Origin of the sequence: Nostoc sp., assembly GCF_036918245.1 — a bacterium.
GTDB lineage: Bacteria > Cyanobacteriota > Cyanobacteriia > Cyanobacteriales > Nostocaceae > Nostoc.
Map to the genome: position 1 here is coordinate 292,156 of NZ_JBALEF010000043.1, position 19,462 is coordinate 311,617.

A 19,462-nucleotide genomic window follows, 5' to 3' on the forward strand; every position below is an offset into this window, starting at 1 on the left:
TAAATATATCAAAGTTGTTTAGGTGATTATATCGAAACCATTTTGTGTAACTTACTCAAATCTACCATCTTGCGCTCTCAGTAAGGATGGTAAACTCAATTGTTTTAGTGGCATAAGTTATGCTCAACTAGGCGTTAGGAACTAGACTCCTAAATATGAATACTGGATTTTTACCTACGTCCCCACAATGTCTTGTGGAAGATTCAAGTGTAGTTACAGTATTCGAGACACAAGAAACTCCGTACTTAGCAAAGTGCGCGGGTAGTTAACGAACTTTTCTAGGTAATTTTTCATGGCACTGGATTTTCCCACTTTGCCCTTAGCGTTTCAATTTACTTCTCCAGGACCGATTCTGGTGAAAATAGGGCCACTAAGTATTCGTTGGTACGGCTTGTTAATTGCCACAGCAGTGTTAATTGGCGTCATCCTTTCCCAGAATTTGGCAAAGCGCCGTAACGTTAATCCTGAGTTACTAGGCGATTTGTTCTTTTGGTTGTTGATTGGGGCTATTCCTGGCGCACGACTATATTACGTTTTTTTTGAATGGTCAAAATATGCCCCAACTCCAGGAAAAATTTTTGCGATCTGGGAAGGAGGTATTGCCATTCATGGAGCGATTCTTGGGGGCGTTGTGGCTGCGTTAATCTTTGCCAGAATCAAGCAGGTTTCTTTCTGGCAACTGGCAGATTTAGTAGCACCTTCGCTGATTTTAGGGCAGGCGATCGGACGTTGGGGCAATTTCTTTAATTCTGAAGCTTTTGGCGCTCCGACTAATTTACCCTGGAAGCTCTATATTCCAGCAGACCATCGTCCTTTAGAATATGTTAGTTTCGATTACTTTCATCCCACCTTTTTCTACGAATCTCTGTGGGATTTAATGGTTTTTACGCTACTAATAACGTTGTTTTTCCGATCTTTATCTGGTAAGCCACGTCTGAAGGTAGGCACACTGTTTCTAATTTACTGGCCAGCCTACAGCTTAGGACGCTTGTGGATTGAAGGCTTTCGCACTGATAGCTTGATGCTGGGACCATTACGGATGGCACAAGTAGTCAGTAGTTTAGGAATTTTATTGGGATTAGTTGGATTAGCTTGGCTTTACTTACTCAAACGCCCTTTACCCGATCTAGTTTCTACTCCTAAGGGAAATGGGGAGAGGGGGGCATGAGGGGGACAAAGGGACAAGGAGAATAACTATGCCCTATGCCCAATGCTCAATTCCCAATGACTAAAAAATAAAAAATGCCCCAGAGTATTCTCTAGGGCTTAACCAGGGTGCATCTACCATTACTCTCTACTAGGGAAAGAGGGTGAATCCGGAAAGATACTGAAGAATTTGCCAAAAAATTTTTTTGAGGGATTGCCGTGTGTTCTTATAAAAGTGAATATACAGAAAGCCTAAGCTATAAAAAAACACTATATGCTGTAGAACCATCTGTGTATATTGTCGGAGCAGGCCCTGGAGATCCTGACTTATTAACGGTGAAGGCGCAGAAACTGCTGGCTGTTGCTGATGTGATTTTATTTGCTGATTCTTTAATACCCGAACAAATTTTAGAACTTTGCCGAAAAGATGCGGAGATAATTAAAACTGCTAATCAAACTTTAGAAGAGATTTTGGTGATTATGATCGATAGGGTGCGATCGCAGCACAAATCTCTAGTCCGTCTTCATTCTGGCGATCCTAGTCTCTACAGCGCCATCCACGAGCAAATGCACCTCCTAAGAGAAGCAAATATTCCTTTTGAAGTCATACCTGGTATCAGCGCCTTTCAAGCTGCTGCTGCCAAACTCAAACTAGAACTGACTGTCCCCGGTTTAGTCCAAACCATCATTTTGACACGCATCAGCGGACGTACAGAAGTCCCCGTCGCCGAAGAATTAGCCACTCTTGCAGCACATCAGGCTAGCCTCTGCCTGTATTTGAGTGCGCGTCACGTCGAAAATGCCCAAGCTAAATTACTCGAACACTATCCGGCCGAAACCCTCATTGCCATTTGCTTTCGTATTGGCTGGCCCGATGAAAAAATTAAGGTTGTCCCTCTAAATCAAATGGCAGACTGCACTCATAAAGAAAAACTAATTCGCACTACACTTTATATCATCAGTCCAGCACTTTCGTCAGCGACAGGGCGATCGCGTTTATATCATCCCGAACATAGTCATCTATTTCGCTCATCTCATAACTGAAATATAAGATACAGCATAAATCCAAGGGGATCGCTTAATAATTAGCTGGCTAAAAACGCCAGTTTTTTTATAAGTAATGCCAAATTAAAATCCATCTGCTAAACTTACAAAATCATTTAAAGGTGCTAATCATGACTAACGATATCAAAGAAAAACGAAAATCAATTATCGAAAACTATGGCAAATGGACAGCACACAATATCAAACTTGCTGATGATGTATACACAATCGATAAAGATTTTAGTGGTGACAGAAAAGCCATAAATTGCATTTTACAAATAATTGCAGATAACGCAAAAAGGAAAATTTCTGATGCTCGAATTCTTGACTTAGGTTGTCTGGAAGGAATGTACTCAATTGAATTAGGATTACATGGGGCAGAAGTAGTAGGAATCGAAGGAAGACAAGCAAACATAGTAAAAGCCAGATTTGCAAGAGAATGTTTAGACTTAGAAAATATTACTTTCATCCAAGACGATGTACTTAATATAAGTCCTGAAAAATATGGATACTTCGACATAATTTTATGTTGTGGAATTCTTTACCATTTAAACACACCAGATATTTTTAAATTTATAGAAAATATGGGCGAAATGTGTACAGGATTCACCATTATAGATACACACTATGGAGAAGCCGAAGAATATAGAAAATATAATACAAAGCAATATTGGGGCAGAACTTTTCAAGAATTCAACGAAGAAACAAAACCAGAAGATAAAGAAAAATCATTATGGGCAGCACTGCATAATAATCAAAGTTTTTGGTTTACCCCATACTCATTATTTAATTTGTTAAAAGCCTCAAAATATACGTCTGTGTATCAATGCTTTATACCAATAGTACCAGGACAACATGATGACAGATTTATGCTATTAGCACACAAAAACAAAGGAATAAATACTAAGTTAACAACATCGAATGAAACAATTGAAGAGTATCCATTCTAAAAAATGGTGGGCATTGGGCATGGTGCAAGGGTGAGAATGAAAAGTCACTCCCCATCTTTCTAATCTTTGGAGACTTCCAATTAAAAAAACATATCACCATAGGGGCGCAAGACCTTGCGCCCCTATAAATGTACAAATAATTTTAGATAATTTATTTTTTGTCAGTCCCTTATACTCTATACCTCTGCGTTTTGATAAACTTAACAATGTAAATGAAATCCAAAATTCCAATTCGTTACTATGCCTTTAATTAAAGTGCAAACTTCTGCATCTGCTCCTCAAAAAGCTGAAATTGAGTCAATGCTTTTAAACCTATCAGCCAAGTTAGCGAAACATTTGGGAAAACCAGAATCTTATGTAATGACTGCTTTTGAGCCAGAAATTCCTATGACTTTTGCGGGAAATACAGACCCGGTTTGCTACATTGAGATTAAGAGCATTGGCACGATGAAGCCAGATCAAACCGCAGCAATGAGTCAAGACTTTTGCCAGCAGATTAACCAAACTCTAGGTGTGCCGAAAAATCGCATTTACATAGAGTTTGCAGACGCTAAGGGTGCAATGTGGGGCTGGAACGGCACAACTTTTGGTTAATTCCTCGTCTTATTTGGTCAAGACTAACTCGATCTAGCAGGTGTAGGATAGAGATCCAACATCAACTCGTGATTTTTTTATGTCTGCTACGCCTCTTGTATCTCAGGTTGACTTCAACTCAGAAAAATCAGAATTAATCCCTCCCCTTCTAGGCGCTTCTCTGGCGGAGTTAAGCACTTGGGTGCAGCAACAAGGACAACCTGCTTACAGAGGAAAGCAACTGCATGAATGGATCTATGACAAGGGGGTGCGATCGCTAGCTGATATTTCAGTCTTCTCCAAGCAATGGCGTACAGAACTAGCAGAAGTTCCGATTGGGCGCTCAATTTTACATTACCGCTCTGAGGCTCCCGATGGTACGGTCAAATATCTTTTACGATTAACAGACGGGCAGATTATAGAAACTGTAGGCATCCCCACCTTCGCAGAAAGGGGAGAAGGCCCAAAAGCCCGTCTGACAGTTTGCGTCTCTACTCAGGTGGGTTGCCCAATGGCGTGTGATTTCTGCGCTACTGGTAAGGGAGGCTACAAACGCAACCTAGCACGGCACGAAATTGTCGATCAGGTGTTGACTGTGCAAGAAGATTTTCAGCAACGGGTTAGCAATGTGGTGTTTATGGGACTGGGTGAACCGTTGTTGAATACTGAGAATGTCCTAGCAGCCCTAAAATCCCTGAATCAAGATGTCGGTATTGGGCAGCGATCGCTTACAGTTTCTACAGTGGGTATTCGCGATCGCATCCGTCAGTTCGCGCAAAACAATTTGCAAATCACTATGGCTGTGAGTCTCCACGCCCCCAACCAAGCACTACGAGAAAAACTCATCCCCAGCGCCCGCGCCTATCCTCTAGAAGATTTACTGGCTGAATGTCGGGAATATGTGGAAATCACTGGACGCCGCGTTACTTTTGAATATGTTCTCCTTGCTGGTATTAACGATTTACCAGAACACGCATTGGAACTCTCAAAATGCCTGCGAGGATTTCAAAGTCATGTGAATTTGATTCCCTACAACCCCATCCAAGAAGTAGACTACAAACGCCCCAACCGCGATCGCATTCAAGCATTTGTCAACGTCCTCAAGCAGCAAAATACTGCTGTTAGTGTCCGTTATTCCCGTGGCTTAGAAGCCGATGCTGCTTGCGGGCAATTAAGAGCAAGTAAGAATTAAATCTGTTGCAGCCAGTAAATTTAATTACTTTTATCTTACAGATATCTGCACGTTAATCGCAATTGCTACAACAAGGCGGCGGTAGAAATTGTTATATTAAGGTTAAGCGATCGCTCAACCCAACCGATAACAAATAACTGTATGTTGAATCGATCATTGACGCTTAAACTATGGCTACTAGCGATTGTTCTTGCAAAAGCTTTGCCGATGAATTCTCCTGCTTATGGACAAATAATTCAACCGATTCCTCAGCAACCTGAGTCTTTTCAAGAAAGAATGAGACAACAACAAGAGGGGCGAACTCAGCAAACACAAGAGCAATTGAAGGATACATGGCTACGGCTAAACCTTCAACAACCACAACAACTACAACAACAACAGAAAATACAACAGCAAGAATTTACACAACAACGGGAAGAACTCATACGTCAGCAACAATTTAGACTACAACAGCAAGAAACAAGACTACAACAGCAACAATTTACACAACAGCAACAGCTGAGAATACAAGATCAACAACTCAGACAAGATCAACAAATTAGACAACAGCAACAATTTAGATTACAAGAACAGAGACGACAGCAAGAACTTAGATAATAGAAAGAAAACCTGTGAAGTGTTCAAAATTTCTGTTGAAGAAAAGTTTAGAATCCAAAATCCATAATTCTGAATAAGAAAGTGGAGAATTACCTTGTAAAAAGCAAGCTACTGACTCACCTACTAAATGTAAACCGCTAAATCTTCTTTTTCAGAAACGTGCAAAGGACGACTTAGCGTATTTATTAAAGATATTTCTTCAGAAGTTCTTTACAAGACGATGCGCGTAGCTTGCTTCCCCGTAGAGGTACGCGGACTCACTACTGCTGCGCGCCAGTCAGACTCCAATTCCCACTGAATTCTGTTTTGATAAATAACTTTTTTATTAAAAATTAGAGAAAATCTTCTCCAATTTTTAATTTTTTCTTATTAGCTCGCGGTGTGCATGAATGCCAGGGGCATACGCTTCAATTACTTTGCCAGTGCGAGTGCAACTAATCATCAAATAATCACAGCTTGGGCATTGTGTCCGAGTTAATTGACTATCATAAATATAATAACGCTCTGCATGGCTACCACAATTTGGGCAGTAAATTTTTTGTACTGTCTGCATTTTAAAACCCCTATTTGTAATTATTTTTTATTTGGTAAAGCTACTAGTTAAACCAGGAAAAAATCTGGTTCGATCCAACTTAACAAACTGCTGTAATATTGGCTGATTATTTTAAACAAAACTTCAGGTTTGATAACTTTCTCATATCTTTATCTATTATTCTAGAACTTCAGTGATTTTACCCTCCTACTTTAGATACATAAATTCTTTTTCATTTAAATGCTGTTTAGAGATTTACTGATCCCTATGATTAATGCCTTGAGAGAGCCTTGTTTATAGTCATTTCAGACGAATACAAAAAAAGCCGTTCTTGTATTCAAAAATGAAATAACGTAAATTACTGTATATTTAGTAACAAAATATCTATCTTAAGATTTAGTTAATATTTGCTGACAAAATTTATGAGATGAAATTCTAATGAGATAATTTAAATAAAACTACCAAACTCTATGGGGAACGGCTTTCTTTGGTCGAAACTTCGGGAGCCGCTTAAAGTTCTCTCCAATGGCAGTAATTAAACCCGAATCTTAGTAGAGCAAAATCTAGCATCCTTTTGATAACTGGTCTGTTTTTGACATCTTAGAGAGAACTTATGGGAATATATCCGTTTAGTACGCACTAAAGTTGTCGCTTGTAGTAATTCTCGTTTACGAATAGTACCTCACGTAAACGAGAACCGCTATAAAGGCTCACTACCTTCCCATTACTCAGTCCCTAGTACAACATGGCGTAAATAAATCACCCCTCCGGGTGACGCTCGCAAGCTCGCTAACGCTGCGCTAACGGCAGTTCCTCATGGGGGGAACCCCCAAGACCGGACTGCCTCACCATTCAAAATCAATGAAACGCTTACGGTGTATTCATTTTTAATTTTTAATTCCGCCTTGCGCTACTAGTCCCCAATCCCCACTTCAAGGTGACAACTCCCATTGTCACTTCAAGCAGGATGAAAATAATCGTAAATTTCTTGAGCCAAACGCGGTCCAATTCCTGCTACTTCAGTGAGTTGCGTGGTTGTCGCTTGCCGAATGTAGTCAACTGAGCGAAAATGCCCTAGTAGCTGCTTTTGGCGATGATGTCCTAAGCCAGGAATTTCATCTAAACGCGATCGCTTCAATTTATCACTGCGCTGCTGACGATGGAAACTCACTGCAAACCGATGCGCTTCATCCCGCAGCCGCCGCAATAGCTGTACCCCTGGTTGTTCTGCATCAGTTGTCAAGGGTTTAGATTCTCCCGGTAAAAAAATCTCTTCTCGCTGCTTTGCTAAACTCACAACTCGCAAGTCTTCTAATAAATTCATCTCTTGCAAAACGGCGACAACCGACGATAACTGACCTTTACCACCATCGATCATGATTAAATCAGGCCAGTCAGGATTACCCAAACGTGTTAATTGCTGATCTTCCGCATATTTACGGAACCGCCGCTGGATGACTTCAGCAAGACTAGCAAAATCATCTGAGTGTCCTGCTGTCACCGTGGGATTTTTAATTTTGTAGTGGCGATAGTGCTGTTTTGCGGGTAATCCGTCGATAAACACAACTTGCGAAGCTACTGCATTTGACCCTTGAATATGGGAAATGTCATAACCTTCAATGCGGTGAGGTACATCTGGTAAATCGAGAATGGCGGCTAAATCTTGCATTGCTTGGTGATTGCGATCGCCAAATTTCTGCATTCTTTGCAATTCATACTGAGCATTTCGCTCTACCATCTCAATTAATTCTGCTTTAGTTTGGCGCAAAGGAGTCAATATTGTGACTTTTTTGCCTTTACGTTGAGTTAAGACATCTGCCAATATCTCCGCATCTGGTAAATCATGCTGTACCAAAATCTCTAAAGGTATTTCTACGGAATCAGCAGTTTGGTAATGTTCCTCTAAAGCTCGTTGTAAAATAGCTCCTGGTTCTGCGTGAGCATCCGCCACAAAGGCTAAACGTCCAACCAATTGCCCAGCGCGAATCTGAAATAGTTGAATGCAGGCGTGCTGTTCGTCGCCTGCCAGTGCGATCGCATCCCGCGAGACTGTATCATCTGGTAAGGAAACTTTTTGGTCGGCTGTCAGCGACTTTAACCCAGAAATTTGATCTCGAATCCGCGCCGCTGACTCAAAATTCAAGTTCTCAGCGGCTGCGTTCATCTGTTGGGTCAAAATATCAATTAGTTCCTGAGTTCGACCTTGAAAAACCATCGCTATTTTTTGGACAATTTTGCGATATTCTTCTGGTGAAATCATCTGTTGACACACACCCGGACAACGCCCTAAATCAAAATTCAAGCAAGGGCGGTCTTTAAAAAGTGGTTGAGGTCGTTGTCGCTGTGGGAAGATGCGCTTGCAAATACGGACGATTTCTCGCAATAAACCAGCATCAGTATAAGGCCCGTAAAATTTATCCTTTTCTTTACCGAATTGGCGTTTACGGGTAATAAAAATTCGCGGATAATCTTCTGACCAAGTAATGCAGAGATAGGGATATTTTTTATCATCTTTGAGCAGCACGTTAAAGTATGGTTGGTGCTGCTTGATCAAATTGGCTTCTAGTGCTAAAGCTTCGGCTTCAGTATCAGTGACGATAAATTCAATTTCTGTCACCAACTTGACCATCGTGGCGATACGTTCACTTTTGTTGTAGCCATCCCGGAAATAGGAACGGACACGCGAGCGCAACTTACGTGATTTACCTATATATATAATGCGATCGCTCCTGTCCCGCATGAAATAAACCCCCGGTTCCGGTGGAATTTCAGCTAGACGGTTTTCTAGTCGTTCTGGCTCTTTAACCAGTGGTAATATTTGAGTAGATATTGTCACAACCAAAATTAGGTAATCTTTCTCTATTTTAAGAAAAATAATTTTTTCGTGCCGATTTAACAAATTATTTATCAAGTAAATATAAAGTAGCAGTCATGAGTGGCATATACCAGAACAGATGAAAGCGGGGCTGAGGACTGGGGGAGAATAATAACTCCTAACTCAGGACTGGCTCAACGCCCCGCTATCCATGTACAGCACGGGCCAAGCCCTAGCTATCCGCTAACAGCATCAATCCAGGTAGGCTTTTAGTCCGCACAAAGAGAAGTCTGCTGTAGATACTTCTTGGGCTTCTCGCAGGGTGGGTCGGCTTCCAAGCTACAGGCTTGCCAGAAAACTTACTGCAAGCATTAAAACTTTGGAGCAGACGAGAGTTTGTCTAGTTGCAACTTTAGTCATTGGTTTCTACTGTCAGAATAAAAACTTTGCTTTTTGAATCTATAATTAATATTTTTAAATTAATAATACTTGATTATCTGAAACTTTATATTTTAGATGAGATAATAATATTTTTGTATTGACTTATAATTTTTATTAATAAATAATATACTTGTATATTGCTTGTATAAATCTCACGTAATATTTTTAGTTCTTGATACTATTTATATTAATTTATTGAAGTTTATAATATTAAGCAAATTAACGGATTTAGTTAGTTAAATTTACGATTATGATTGAGAATATATTTATTATGATGATTTCAGACGAGAGCTAAATTATGAATTTACGAGATTTTGAAATTCAGTATCGTGAGGCTATGGCTGAAACTCTCAATGAACTGCAAACAGCAGTTTTGTTATTAGCGCAAGTTCAACAGAAAATTTCAACAATTGGCAGTTCTGTACAAACTCTTAGCGAGTGTGTTGAAGAGTTTATTGCTGACCAAAAAGCGGAATAAATACACGCCTAGCAAAAAATCTTATCTGTGGCGATAAGTAAACTGTTCTTCAATTGCAAGGATGAGATCCTTGAGTTTTAAAGGTTTAACAAAATAGCTACATGCACCCAAACTCAGAGCTAGTTCTTGATCTGCTTTAAAAGCAAAGGCTGAAACCACAATAATAGGTATTTTTGACACATCAGGTTTTTGCTGGACTTGTTTTAAGAGTGAATAACCGTCAATATCTGGCAATTTCAAGTCTAATAACATTAAATCTGGCTCGAATTTCTCTATGGTTGAGAAAAAAGCAGAGCCTTCTGATAAACTTTGGACTTCGTACCCACAGTAACTTAGATAGTCACTAAGTAACATCCGATTGAGGTCATGGTCTTCAACTAGTAAAATTCGTCTAACTTTGTGTGACTGCAATGGCTGAGTTATATTGAGTAATTGTACTGTCATTACTACCTATTATCTGATGATCTTAATTAAAAGCCAACAATTATTACCATAAACTAAAACAGTAGTGCATTTAAACAGTGAAACAAATAGAAATTGTACTTATATAATCTAATCAAAGATATGAATAAATCAAATTTAGCTGCACTCCAAAACTAAAATAATCGGATCATTAAATATAATTAAATCAAAAACTAAGCTTTTCTTTAGGAATTTTTTATAATTTAGAGTATTCAGTTAACATCTGTTTTTACAAATTTAATTGCCTAAAATTTATAAGTAAAACTACTTAAGTAATCCTGGAACTAATATTATGGTAATTGCCCTTCTTAAAGATGTGAGAGTAAGTAATACCATTGTACGAAATCTATATTAAAAACAAATCAAGTTGGTAGAGGTATACAGATGTAAACTCTTGCAACCGATTTATTTTTAGCAAGTGTTTTTAGAACTAATATAACCTAGAAGATTAAATTTCTTATAGCTGCAAGGAATTATTCATCAAAAAAGGGAGCTGTTAGCTCCCTTACTTATTTTTTGGAATGGAAACCGGAGTTTCAACCAGATACTTTTTTTAGCTTGCGTTGTGTAACAAAGATACCAGCAACACCTAAAATACCAAATACTACTGAGGGTTCCGGTACTGAGGATGGAGAGACATACTTAGGTGTTGTCCAAGTATAAATCGCACTGTAGGATACACCATCATCAGAAGCGGTAATACCAGATGCAGTGGGGTTAAAGCTATAGGCATAGTAAGTTTGACCACCAGTAACTACCTTAGCAATTTCACTAGCCGCAATTTCACCTTGATATCCATTTAATGCAGCTTGCAGAGTCAGTACATCTTTAAATGATGTGAGTTGAGAAATTTGACTTGGTAGCTGATTTTTGAGAGTATTCAGTTGAGAAATTTGACCTGGCAGTGTCTGATTTTTGAGAGTATTCAGTTGAGAAATTTGACCTGGCAGTGTCTGATTTTTGAGAGTATTCAGTTGAGAGATTTGACTTGTCAGTTGTTGCCTTTTTGCTTGATTGGCTGGAATGTTAGGAATTGCGTTGAGTTGTGTTTGCAGTGTGGTAATCTGTCCTGGAATTGCGTTGAGTTGTGTTTGCAGTGTGGTAATTTGTCCCGGAATTGCGTTGAGTTGTGTTTGCAGCGTTGTAATTTGTGCTGGAATTGCGTTGAGTTGTGTTTGTAGTTGTGGAATTGAACTTTCAAGTTGTGAAAGGGTTGGTTGAGTTGTTTGTTGAGGAAACTGTGATTTAATTGCATTCCACTTTTCATCAACCTTAGTAGAAATAGTTGTTGCAAGTTTAGTCTTTACATCCAAGTGACCAACTAACTTCAGTTCCACACCGCCATTTTGACCGAATTGGAAACCACCAATGTTAGGATCTCCCATTCCCAAGGAAGGAAAATAACTAGTTACTAGTGATTTGCTGTCGGCTGAAAACCCGTTCCAAACTGATTGAAATGGTGTGTAGCTACTCAATAAATCGCCTAGCCATTGCGAACCAAAATTATTCCAGTCATTAGCAGTGACACTGCTAACGGTGGCTTTATAGGTTCCTTTTGTGGCGGTGAAGCCAACGTTAGAATCTGGGGTTTCACTACTATACCAAAGCTCGACGTTAGAACTGGGGTCCTTATCTGTCAAAGCTTTGATGGCAGCTTTAGTACCACCTTGTGCATTCCCGTTAATGAAGGTACCATTTGAGCCACCAGTGTAAGTGTTAATTTCTCCTGTATTATTGAAGTCAAAGGATGTAGCGTGTGCTGGGGCAGTGGCAAGAGCGCTCACACCAATGGCCATTGAGGCACCAATTACAAGTTTCTGAAAAGTCATTTTCATTGTTTTCAAGTCTCTGTCAGTTTGGAAGTTAAGTTTTAAACTACTGTCGTTTTTAGGCTTGGGCTTTCTTGACCACAGGCTTTTTGGCAATACAGATGCTTACCTGCATTGTTAGCCGTCTTTGGTATCTGAGCGTACAAACCCAGTTTAAGAAACGAGGAGACCTGATTGGGTAAAGTTACCGCTGATTATCAATAAAAAGATGAAGAATGTTTTGATAGTTTTCTACGTTTAATTACACATTTAGACTAAAATATATAGTTAGAAAAAATACGATACTTTGTTTTTTAGTTCAGTACAATACGGTGATTAGTAGGGACGCACAAATGTCATTGGTGTCAACTTAAGCTGAAACTCCTTTAAAACCTCGTTTCCAGCCTCTGGCTGGAAATGCTGCTCCTGGCGGCTCTGCCACCAGCAAGGGAGGCGGAGCCTCTAGGACGGCATTCCCAGTCTCCGACTGGGAACGAGACAATATCTAAAAGCTTGTTCTAGGCTGGTTTTCACGTTAAGTTGACACCAATGCACAAATGTGAATCCCTACCGGGTGTTCCATTGGTAGACTTTGCCACCAAAAATCTTTGGCGTTCAGCTTGAGAAGAAATTTAATGAAGAAACTCAGCCATTCTTTCTACAGCAATTTCTAACAAAGGTGGCTCATGCACCAAGGCAAAACGGACATACCCTTCTCCAGATTTGCCAAAGCCAGCACCTGGAGAAACTGCTACACCAGTTTGTTTGACTAGCTGGGTACAAAATTCTACAGAGTTTTCACTCCAAGGTGAGGGCAATTTTGCCCAGATGTACATTGTGGCTTGGGGAGTGGGAACATTCCAGCCAATGCGGTGTAAAGCATTGATGAAAGCATCACGCCGCCCCTGGAAGGTGGTAACAGCAGATTTTACGCCAGCTTGAGGGCCAGTTAGGGCAGCGATCGCACCATTCAAAATTCCCCGATACTGGTTAAAATCAACTGCGGCTTTGACCTGGCGTAAGGCGTTAATTAACTGGGCATTACCGATGGCATAACCAATACGGAAGCCGCCCATATTATAGGACTTGGAAAGGGTGAAAAATTCAATTGAGACGCTTTTCTCTGGATCGGCTTGCAGAATTGAAGGGACTAGGCATGGGGCATGGGGCATTAGTGATTCTCCTCTGCTCCCTTTTCCCCACTCCCCAGTTTCTTTAAATACCAAATCTACGTAGGGGAAATCGTGAACCAGCACGAGATTGTGTTTTTGACAGAAGGCGACAGCTTCTTGGAAGAAAGATAAAGGTGCGATCGCAGCAGTAGGATTATGAGGATAACTTAAGACCATCATCCGCGACTGGGCCAAGACTGGGGCGGGAATATCAGCAAACACTGGTAAAAAACCGTTTTCTGCCAGTAGTGGCATTGGGTAGATTTGACCACTGGCTAGGTAGACTCCCCCGGCATGGGAGGGATAGCCTGGATCGAGCAACAGGGCAAAATCTCCTGGATTGAGTATTGCTAGGGGTAAATGGGCAGTGCCTTCTTGAGAACCAATTAGAGGTAGTACCTCAGTTTGAGGATCGACTTTGATGCCAAATTTTTGTTCGTACCAGTTGGCCGCGGCTTCGCGGAATCCGTGGGTACCGTTAAACAACAGATAGCCGTGGGTACTGCGATCATGGAGAGATTGGGCGATCGCCTCAATAACATGGGCCTCGGCTGGTAAATCAGAAGACCCCAACGACAAATCAATTACCTCTCGTCCAGCGGCCAAAGCGACTGCCTTGGCTCTGTCCATATCAGCAAATACATTCGATTTTAGGGCTTGTAAACGTTTTGCAAACTGTATGTTAGTCATTAGTCATTAGTCATTGGTCATTGGTCATTTGCTATAAACTATGAACTATTGACTAATTACTATTTAAGTGAGTATCTAGGAGAGCAAATAATTTCTCTTTGCCGATGACTCCCTCGGTGGATATCAAAACTTCCTGGCCTTGAAATAGTCTGAGGGCGGGTACGCCTTCGACTTGATACTGCTTAACAGTCAGTGGGTTGGGGTCAATTTCCATTTTAACGACTTTGAGGCGATCGCTATATTTGGTAGCAGCTGAGTTAATCAGGGGCGACATCAATTGACAAGGCCCACACCAGGAAGCCCAAAAATAAACTAATACAGGCTGCTCGGCTTTTAACACTTCGGTTTCAAACTCAGCATCGGTTATGGTGATTACAGCCTTACTCATTGCAGTCTCCATCAGGTGGCGATCAAAGTTGGCACACACAATACTTTATCCCAAAGTCGTCAATAGTCGATAATCAATAATTCATAGTTATTAGGATTGTTGACTGTTAATTATTGACTAATGACGTAAAATCCCACAGCCAACAGGTGTGGGACTAGCTCAAATAAGTTTTCTGTCAATTTTACAGTTGATCCAATTGCTTGCGTAAGGAATCTAACTCGGCATCAACCACCTCATTAGATTTAGGAGCAGTGGTTTCTTGTTGCGGTGGCAGTTTGGCTTGACTTTGTGGAGTTGCGGGTGGTAGCATTTGTGCTTTCAAAGCTGCTAATTCATCATCAACATCGCTACTACCTTCCAACCGAGCAAATTGGCTTTCTAAATCTGCTCCTGCTAACTCTCCTGCTGACTGGGCGCGGGCTTCTTGCATCAAGACCTTTTCTTCCATCCGCTCGAAGGCAGCCATTGCACTGCTGGTATTCATCCCACTCACCATACCTTGGAGTTGCTCTTGGGCTTTGGCAGTAGTGATTCTAGCTCTGAGCATTTCTTTCTTGGTTTTAGCCTCAGAAATTTTGCTTTCCAGCTGGATTAAGTTGCGCTTGAGGGTTTCAACTTGGGTGCTTTGAGTATCTAAACTAGCTTTGAGGGCAGCACTGGTGTCAGTATAAGTCTTCTTGCGCTCTAGAGCTTGTCGTGCTAAGTTCTCATCACCTTTTTGCAGCGCTAGTTGGGCATTGCGTTGCCACTTATTGATTTCATTTTGGGCATCATTGTACTGTTTCTCACTGCGTTTTTGTGAGGCGATCGTCTGGGCTACTCCCTGACGCAGCTGCACCAAGTCTTCCTGCATTTCCAGGATGGCTTGCTCTAGCATTTTTTCGGGGTCTTCGGCTTTGTTAACCAGGTCGTTGAGGTTAGAACTAACTACTCGCTTAATGCGATCAAATAATCCCATAACTTTGTTTTTCCTTGTGTGATTTACGCTTTTTGTTGGACAGTTAGCTTTTTTACTTTTTTATAGCTACCTATTTCAATGTAATCTTTCCAGTTTGAATCAGTACCTCCTAACAACTCTTAATTGTTAAGATATCGCCAAACTGGGGTAATTAGTAGAACTTCAAGAATCCTGAGTTTTGGGTAACTGCTGTTGGGGAGGCTGCTCTGCCTTTTGGCTCTCCTCAGTTAGGATTTTGGGCTGTGTGTTTTCTGACTGTTTGAAAACCTGCACCTTCATTGCTGCCAATTCGGTATCTACATCATTAGATTCCAAAGAAGTAAATTGTGTTTCCAAGTCGTCGCTACTAAGTTGAGCTATGGCTTCTGATTGAGCTTCTATCTGCAAAACTTTTTCTTCCATGCGCTCAAAGGCACTCAGACTGCTAGTGGCAGAAACTCCGCCGAGCATTTCTTGGAGGCGATAAGACGCTTCAGCAGAACGGGCGCGAGCAATATACATATCTTTTTTTGTTTTCGCCTCGGAAATTTTTAACTCTAGCGATCGCATATCCTTTTTTAGCCTAGCAACTATCTCGTTTTGCTGCTCTATCTGCGAAAAGAGGGCTGTAGTGGTTTCTTTATAGGCTTGGCGCTTAGTCAAAGCTTCACGTGCTAGAGGCTCATTGCCTTGTTGCAGCGCCAATTGGGCGCGGCGATACCATTCTTCCGTTTGAGACTGAGCAGCCGCTGCTTGTCGTTGGGTGCGTTTCTGGGTAGCGATCGCTTGTGCTACACCCTGCCGCAACTGCACCAGATTTTCCTGCATCTCTAGGACAGCTTGCTCCAAAATCTTTTCTGGATCTTCTGCACCACCGATCAAACTATTGAGATTAGCGCGAATCACCCGCAGGATACGCTTGATTAATTCCATGTCGGCTCTCCATTCACGAAATCCAGTTCTGAGTGCTGTTAGCGGATAGCTAAGGTTTAGCCCGTGCTGAGTAATGAATTTAGTTATAGAGTGCTGAGTGCCTAGTTAAAGTCCTAAGTATAATAATATTTTTTGTCATAAAGCAGTTATGGAGTGCTGAGTGCCTAATTAAAGTTTTGAGTATAATATTTTTTGTTGTGGGGTCGTAAACAAACAATATTTTGTCTCTACCACTCAGCACGGGCTAAACCTTAGCTATCCGCTAACGCAACTCAGCACTTAGCACTTATTGACTCAGGACTGTTATCTCATAGTATCGTAGATTTTTGCAATTCATGGCTACTGAACTCGTGCCTTGATTCCCTTCGCTTCTAACAGTTTCATCTGTTGTTTTACTTGCTCTTTAGTTTTAAAAGCACCCAGATAAATCAATTCTTTGTTAGGCGATAAATAAGCATCAGGAATTACTTGCCGTGCTGAGGCAAAAGCTGCGCCTTTATTATCTATCACGACATGATAAAACCCATCTGTTCCTAGTTTGATTTCTGCATTTGGCTGTGGTGAGGTTGTGATTGGCTTGGGCGAGGTTTTTGTCGGTGAAGTGGGAGGTAAATTTAGGGGAGGCAAGGATTGTAGTGTCGGTACTGGTGCTAAGGCGATCGGGTTGGTTGGTTTTAGGGCTGTATTGGGGTCAGACAATGGCGCTTGAGGATTTGCGGCGTTTTGGGGAACAACTGGATTAGGCACTACTGCGGGGGTTGGTTGGACTTTGGGTTTTAAGCCAACGACATCATTGGGATCTCTTACTTCAGGGAACTCTTCAGTAGCTAGATTGGGATATTTGGGTATAGATGTGCTTGGTGGCTGCATTTGAGGTTGGACATTACTCCCAACTTCCTCAGTATTTTCTGGTGTGGGAGAGGAGTTGCCGTTAAACAAATTGCCTAAATTCCATTGTGGCAAGCTTTTAGGATTGAAGATTACATAACCCAACGTAAGACTCGCCACTAATAGCAGCAACATGGAGCCAATACCCAAAGGTGATAGCAGACTGTCGCTAGAATTGCTTGGTTTTTTGGTTTCTGGTTGTTCTTCTGTCAGACTTCGCAGCAGTGCTTCACTAGATTCTAAATAGTCATCTGGGTGCTTGGGGCTATCATCTGGCTGCAAGTGATTTTCGCTTTTAGTATTTTTAACGATTGCTGGCACGATGCTGCTATTAAAGTTGGGTGGGGGTGGTGGAAGTTGAGTTTGTGTTTTAGCTGCATTGGAGGTGGAGGACACATTAAGATTATTCAGTTCCTCAATTTTTGCCGTAGCTGGTGCTGGGTTCATCTCAGGATTCACAGCTACAGATGCGGGTGGTAGATCAATTTTTGCTGTAGCTGGCGCTGAGTTCATCTCAAGATTCACAGGTACAGATCCAGGCGGTACATTAGTTTTAATTTCTGTTGCTGATGACTGAGTTGTGCCCAATGTTGTCGGAATAGCAGTTAACGGTTGGGGTTGGCCGCTGATGTAACTTGCAACACGGGATTGGTTCGATGACACCAAACCAGTTCGCGTGCGTCGGTATCGAGCTAACTCTTGATCTAGCGGCACTTCTAAACTCGCTAGTGCTGCTGCTAGTACTGGTTTCAACCCAGGTGTTTTAGACGATTGATGAGTACCGGAGTCGTTTATGGGGTTTTGAGTCATTGCTTTTGTGCCTCAAACGTAGATTACTGGAATCAACTTTTAGATATATTTTGTGACAATAGTAGCGGAAATTATTTAAATAGATAGATTGGGCGTTGGACATTGAAGAGAGGCAGAGGGGCAGGGTGCTGTTCTTGCAGAGGGGAAAACTCCTCTCCACTGCTCCATACTTCCTACCCTTCCCCACTCTCCACTCCCCACTTTGAATAATGTCGTTGAAATCAATTAATGATCTTTTAAGGATTCTGGAAAAGCAGGCTAAATGGCAGGAGCAACCACTTCAACGCCTGCTCAAGTGTTGGGCAGAAGTTGTTGGCCCAGTGGTTGCTGCAAATACTCAACCATTGTCGATTCAGCGCGATGTTTTGTCGGTAGCAACTTCTAGTGCTGCTTGGGCGCAAAACCTGACTTTTGGTCGCACATCTCTACTTTTAAAGTTGAATAAAAACCTGCCAACACCTTTGGTTGATATTCGCTTCTCTACTGCTGGCTGGCAGAATCCGTCGGTGGAGAGAAAACAGCAACAATCGGTTTCGCCCCATGAGCATCCCAGTTACCTTGGTGATGAGATTAACCGCCCTGATGCTACACCCACTAAAGATGTAAATGCGGCTTTTGGACATTGGACGAAGATTGTGCGATCGCGATCGCATGGCTTACCCCTTTGTCCCCAGTGTCAATCTCCCACCCCACCCGGTGAACTCCAGCGCTGGCAAGTCTGTTCTGTCTGTGCTGCTAAACAGTTTTCAAAGCAAAATAGTTGAGCGATTATTTCGTTGAGCATAGTTTATCCTGAAGTAACTTTCTCCAATTACATCAAATATTTCTAATTCTTAAGAAAAAATATAGTTTGACGCTAAAATCTGCCAAATGTGATAACTCAAGCAGACTATTTGTCTGAAAATCTATGCCTTAAGCCATTCTTAAGGAGGAAGTTAAAAAGCTGGATAAATCAAAAGCTTTAGTTTTATTCTTGATCCCTAATAAGTTTTGGACGATATTTATATGTAATCGCTCTACTAATTATTTAAATATATAACAAGATTATAAAAATATTCTGAAGTTTATTTTTTACTTGGGATCGCTGAAACCTATAGAAAATAATGACTTTTTGGCTTTTCTCCGTCTTTATATATAGAAGCAGAATATAAAGATGAAATTCAGCCAGAAACGACACTAAAGATGAATCCTAATGAAACCTATTAAAGTTTTAGCATCTGCCTGTAGATATTGCCGTCATTACCAGCCAGAAGGTCGCCGTGGTGGAACGTGCCAGCAGTTGGGAGCACCAGTTCAAGCGACTTGGAAGGCTTGCTCTTTGGCGCTCCCACCTTTTGCACCTTCTTGGGAAACCTTGGAAGATGCTTGGGGTTTACCAGATGCAGCCCCAGTTTTAACATCTTGTCAATCTCTAGCCTCAGATTTAGACAATGCTGCTCTTGCCCCTCTAGAAGAAATAACGGCCTCTATATCTGAACAGGTAAAGACTAAAGCAGTGGTTATTTAGTCATCCATTATTACTGGACTGAGTTTGTAGTCTACTTAAAATAAGATTTGTTTTTAAGATTTTTAATGCTGTAAAAGTTGATATTTACAAAAATCGCAC

General features: G+C 41.2%; 19 protein-coding genes. 9 read left to right on the forward strand and 10 right to left on the reverse strand.

Annotated elements, in window-relative coordinates; genetic code table 11:
* The first annotated feature begins 292 nt into the window (after positions 1-292).
* From lgt to V7L12_RS11265, 6 genes are all read left to right on the forward strand, one after another.
* Positions 293-1,168 (forward strand): prolipoprotein diacylglyceryl transferase, encoded by an 876-nt coding sequence (gene lgt / locus V7L12_RS11240; RefSeq protein WP_335084355.1) that lies wholly within the window; start codon positions 293-295, stop codon positions 1,166-1,168.
* A gap of 197 nt (positions 1,169-1,365) precedes the next feature.
* Positions 1,366-2,190 carry a precorrin-4 C(11)-methyltransferase gene (gene cobM, locus V7L12_RS11245; protein ID WP_335084356.1) on the forward strand — a complete coding sequence of 275 codons (825 nt, stop codon included), beginning with the start codon at positions 1,366-1,368 and terminating at the stop codon, positions 2,188-2,190.
* Between the two features lie 131 nt (positions 2,191-2,321).
* Positions 2,322-3,140, forward strand: coding sequence for a class I SAM-dependent methyltransferase (locus V7L12_RS11250; protein ID WP_335084357.1), 819 nt, complete (start codon positions 2,322-2,324; stop codon positions 3,138-3,140).
* A 240-nt stretch (positions 3,141-3,380) separates the two neighbouring features.
* Complete coding sequence (locus V7L12_RS11255) at positions 3,381-3,734, forward strand: phenylpyruvate tautomerase MIF-related protein (RefSeq protein ID WP_334770616.1); 354 nt, start codon at positions 3,381-3,383, stop codon at positions 3,732-3,734.
* Between the two features lie 79 nt (positions 3,735-3,813).
* The gene (gene rlmN, locus V7L12_RS11260) at positions 3,814-4,905 is read left to right on the forward strand and encodes a 23S rRNA (adenine(2503)-C(2))-methyltransferase RlmN (RefSeq protein ID WP_335084358.1); all 1,092 of its coding nucleotides are present in this window, start codon (positions 3,814-3,816) and stop codon (positions 4,903-4,905) included.
* 141 nt (positions 4,906-5,046) lie between these two features.
* Positions 5,047-5,502, forward strand: coding sequence for a hypothetical protein (locus V7L12_RS11265; protein WP_334821014.1), 456 nt, complete (start codon positions 5,047-5,049; stop codon positions 5,500-5,502).
* A 355-nt stretch (positions 5,503-5,857) separates the two neighbouring features.
* Here V7L12_RS11265 and V7L12_RS11270 read toward each other — a convergent pair whose 3' ends face one another.
* Together V7L12_RS11270 and uvrC are read right to left on the reverse strand one after the other, a co-directional pair.
* Positions 5,858-6,055 carry a replication restart DNA helicase PriA gene (locus V7L12_RS11270; protein WP_334821016.1) on the reverse strand — a complete coding sequence of 66 codons (198 nt, stop codon included), beginning with the start codon at positions 6,053-6,055 and terminating at the stop codon, positions 5,858-5,860.
* Between the two features lie 937 nt (positions 6,056-6,992).
* On the reverse strand, positions 6,993-8,870 hold the full coding sequence (gene uvrC / locus V7L12_RS11275) for an excinuclease ABC subunit UvrC (RefSeq protein ID WP_335084359.1): 1,878 nt from the start codon (positions 8,868-8,870) through the stop codon (positions 6,993-6,995).
* 718 nt (positions 8,871-9,588) lie between these two features.
* On the opposite strand from uvrC, the gene V7L12_RS11280 reads away from it, so the two are divergent.
* Entirely contained in the window at positions 9,589-9,768 is a 180-nt protein-coding gene (locus tag V7L12_RS11280) for a hypothetical protein (RefSeq protein ID WP_335084360.1), read from the forward strand.
* 21 nt (positions 9,769-9,789) lie between these two features.
* On the opposite strand, the gene V7L12_RS11285 is transcribed toward V7L12_RS11280, so the two are convergent.
* From V7L12_RS11285 to V7L12_RS11320, 8 genes are all read right to left on the reverse strand, one after another.
* Entirely contained in the window at positions 9,790-10,212 is a 423-nt protein-coding gene (locus V7L12_RS11285; protein WP_335084361.1) for a response regulator, read from the reverse strand.
* Positions 10,213-10,766: 554 nt separating this feature from the next.
* The gene (locus tag V7L12_RS11290) at positions 10,767-12,059 is read right to left on the reverse strand and encodes an NF038130 family PEP-CTERM protein (protein WP_335084362.1); all 1,293 of its coding nucleotides are present in this window, start codon (positions 12,057-12,059) and stop codon (positions 10,767-10,769) included.
* Positions 12,060-12,408: 349 nt separating this feature from the next.
* Entirely contained in the window at positions 12,409-12,540 is a 132-nt protein-coding gene (locus V7L12_RS11295; RefSeq protein ID WP_335084363.1) for a hypothetical protein, read from the reverse strand.
* A gap of 130 nt (positions 12,541-12,670) precedes the next feature.
* A complete protein-coding gene (locus V7L12_RS11300) occupies positions 12,671-13,900 on the reverse strand; it encodes an LL-diaminopimelate aminotransferase (RefSeq protein ID WP_335084364.1) in 1,230 nt (409 codons plus the stop codon).
* A 52-nt stretch (positions 13,901-13,952) separates the two neighbouring features.
* Complete coding sequence (locus V7L12_RS11305) at positions 13,953-14,288, reverse strand: thioredoxin family protein (protein WP_334821173.1); 336 nt, start codon at positions 14,286-14,288, stop codon at positions 13,953-13,955.
* Between the two features lie 181 nt (positions 14,289-14,469).
* The gene (locus tag V7L12_RS11310; protein ID WP_335084365.1) at positions 14,470-15,246 is read right to left on the reverse strand and encodes a PspA/IM30 family protein; all 777 of its coding nucleotides are present in this window, start codon (positions 15,244-15,246) and stop codon (positions 14,470-14,472) included.
* Positions 15,247-15,408: 162 nt separating this feature from the next.
* Positions 15,409-16,158, reverse strand: coding sequence for a PspA/IM30 family protein (locus tag V7L12_RS11315; protein WP_335084366.1), 750 nt, complete (start codon positions 16,156-16,158; stop codon positions 15,409-15,411).
* Positions 16,159-16,497: 339 nt separating this feature from the next.
* Positions 16,498-17,856: a hypothetical protein gene (locus V7L12_RS11320; RefSeq protein WP_335084367.1), complete on the reverse strand. Its 1,359-nt coding sequence runs from the start codon at positions 17,854-17,856 to the stop codon at positions 16,498-16,500.
* A gap of 209 nt (positions 17,857-18,065) precedes the next feature.
* Between V7L12_RS11320 and V7L12_RS11325 the strand changes: the two genes are divergently transcribed.
* Together V7L12_RS11325 and V7L12_RS11330 are read left to right on the forward strand one after the other, a co-directional pair.
* Entirely contained in the window at positions 18,066-18,620 is a 555-nt protein-coding gene (locus V7L12_RS11325; protein ID WP_335084368.1) for a DUF721 domain-containing protein, read from the forward strand.
* 428 nt (positions 18,621-19,048) lie between these two features.
* Positions 19,049-19,363: a hypothetical protein gene (locus tag V7L12_RS11330; RefSeq protein WP_335084369.1), complete on the forward strand. Its 315-nt coding sequence runs from the start codon at positions 19,049-19,051 to the stop codon at positions 19,361-19,363.
* Positions 19,364-19,462: the final 99 nt, after the last annotated feature.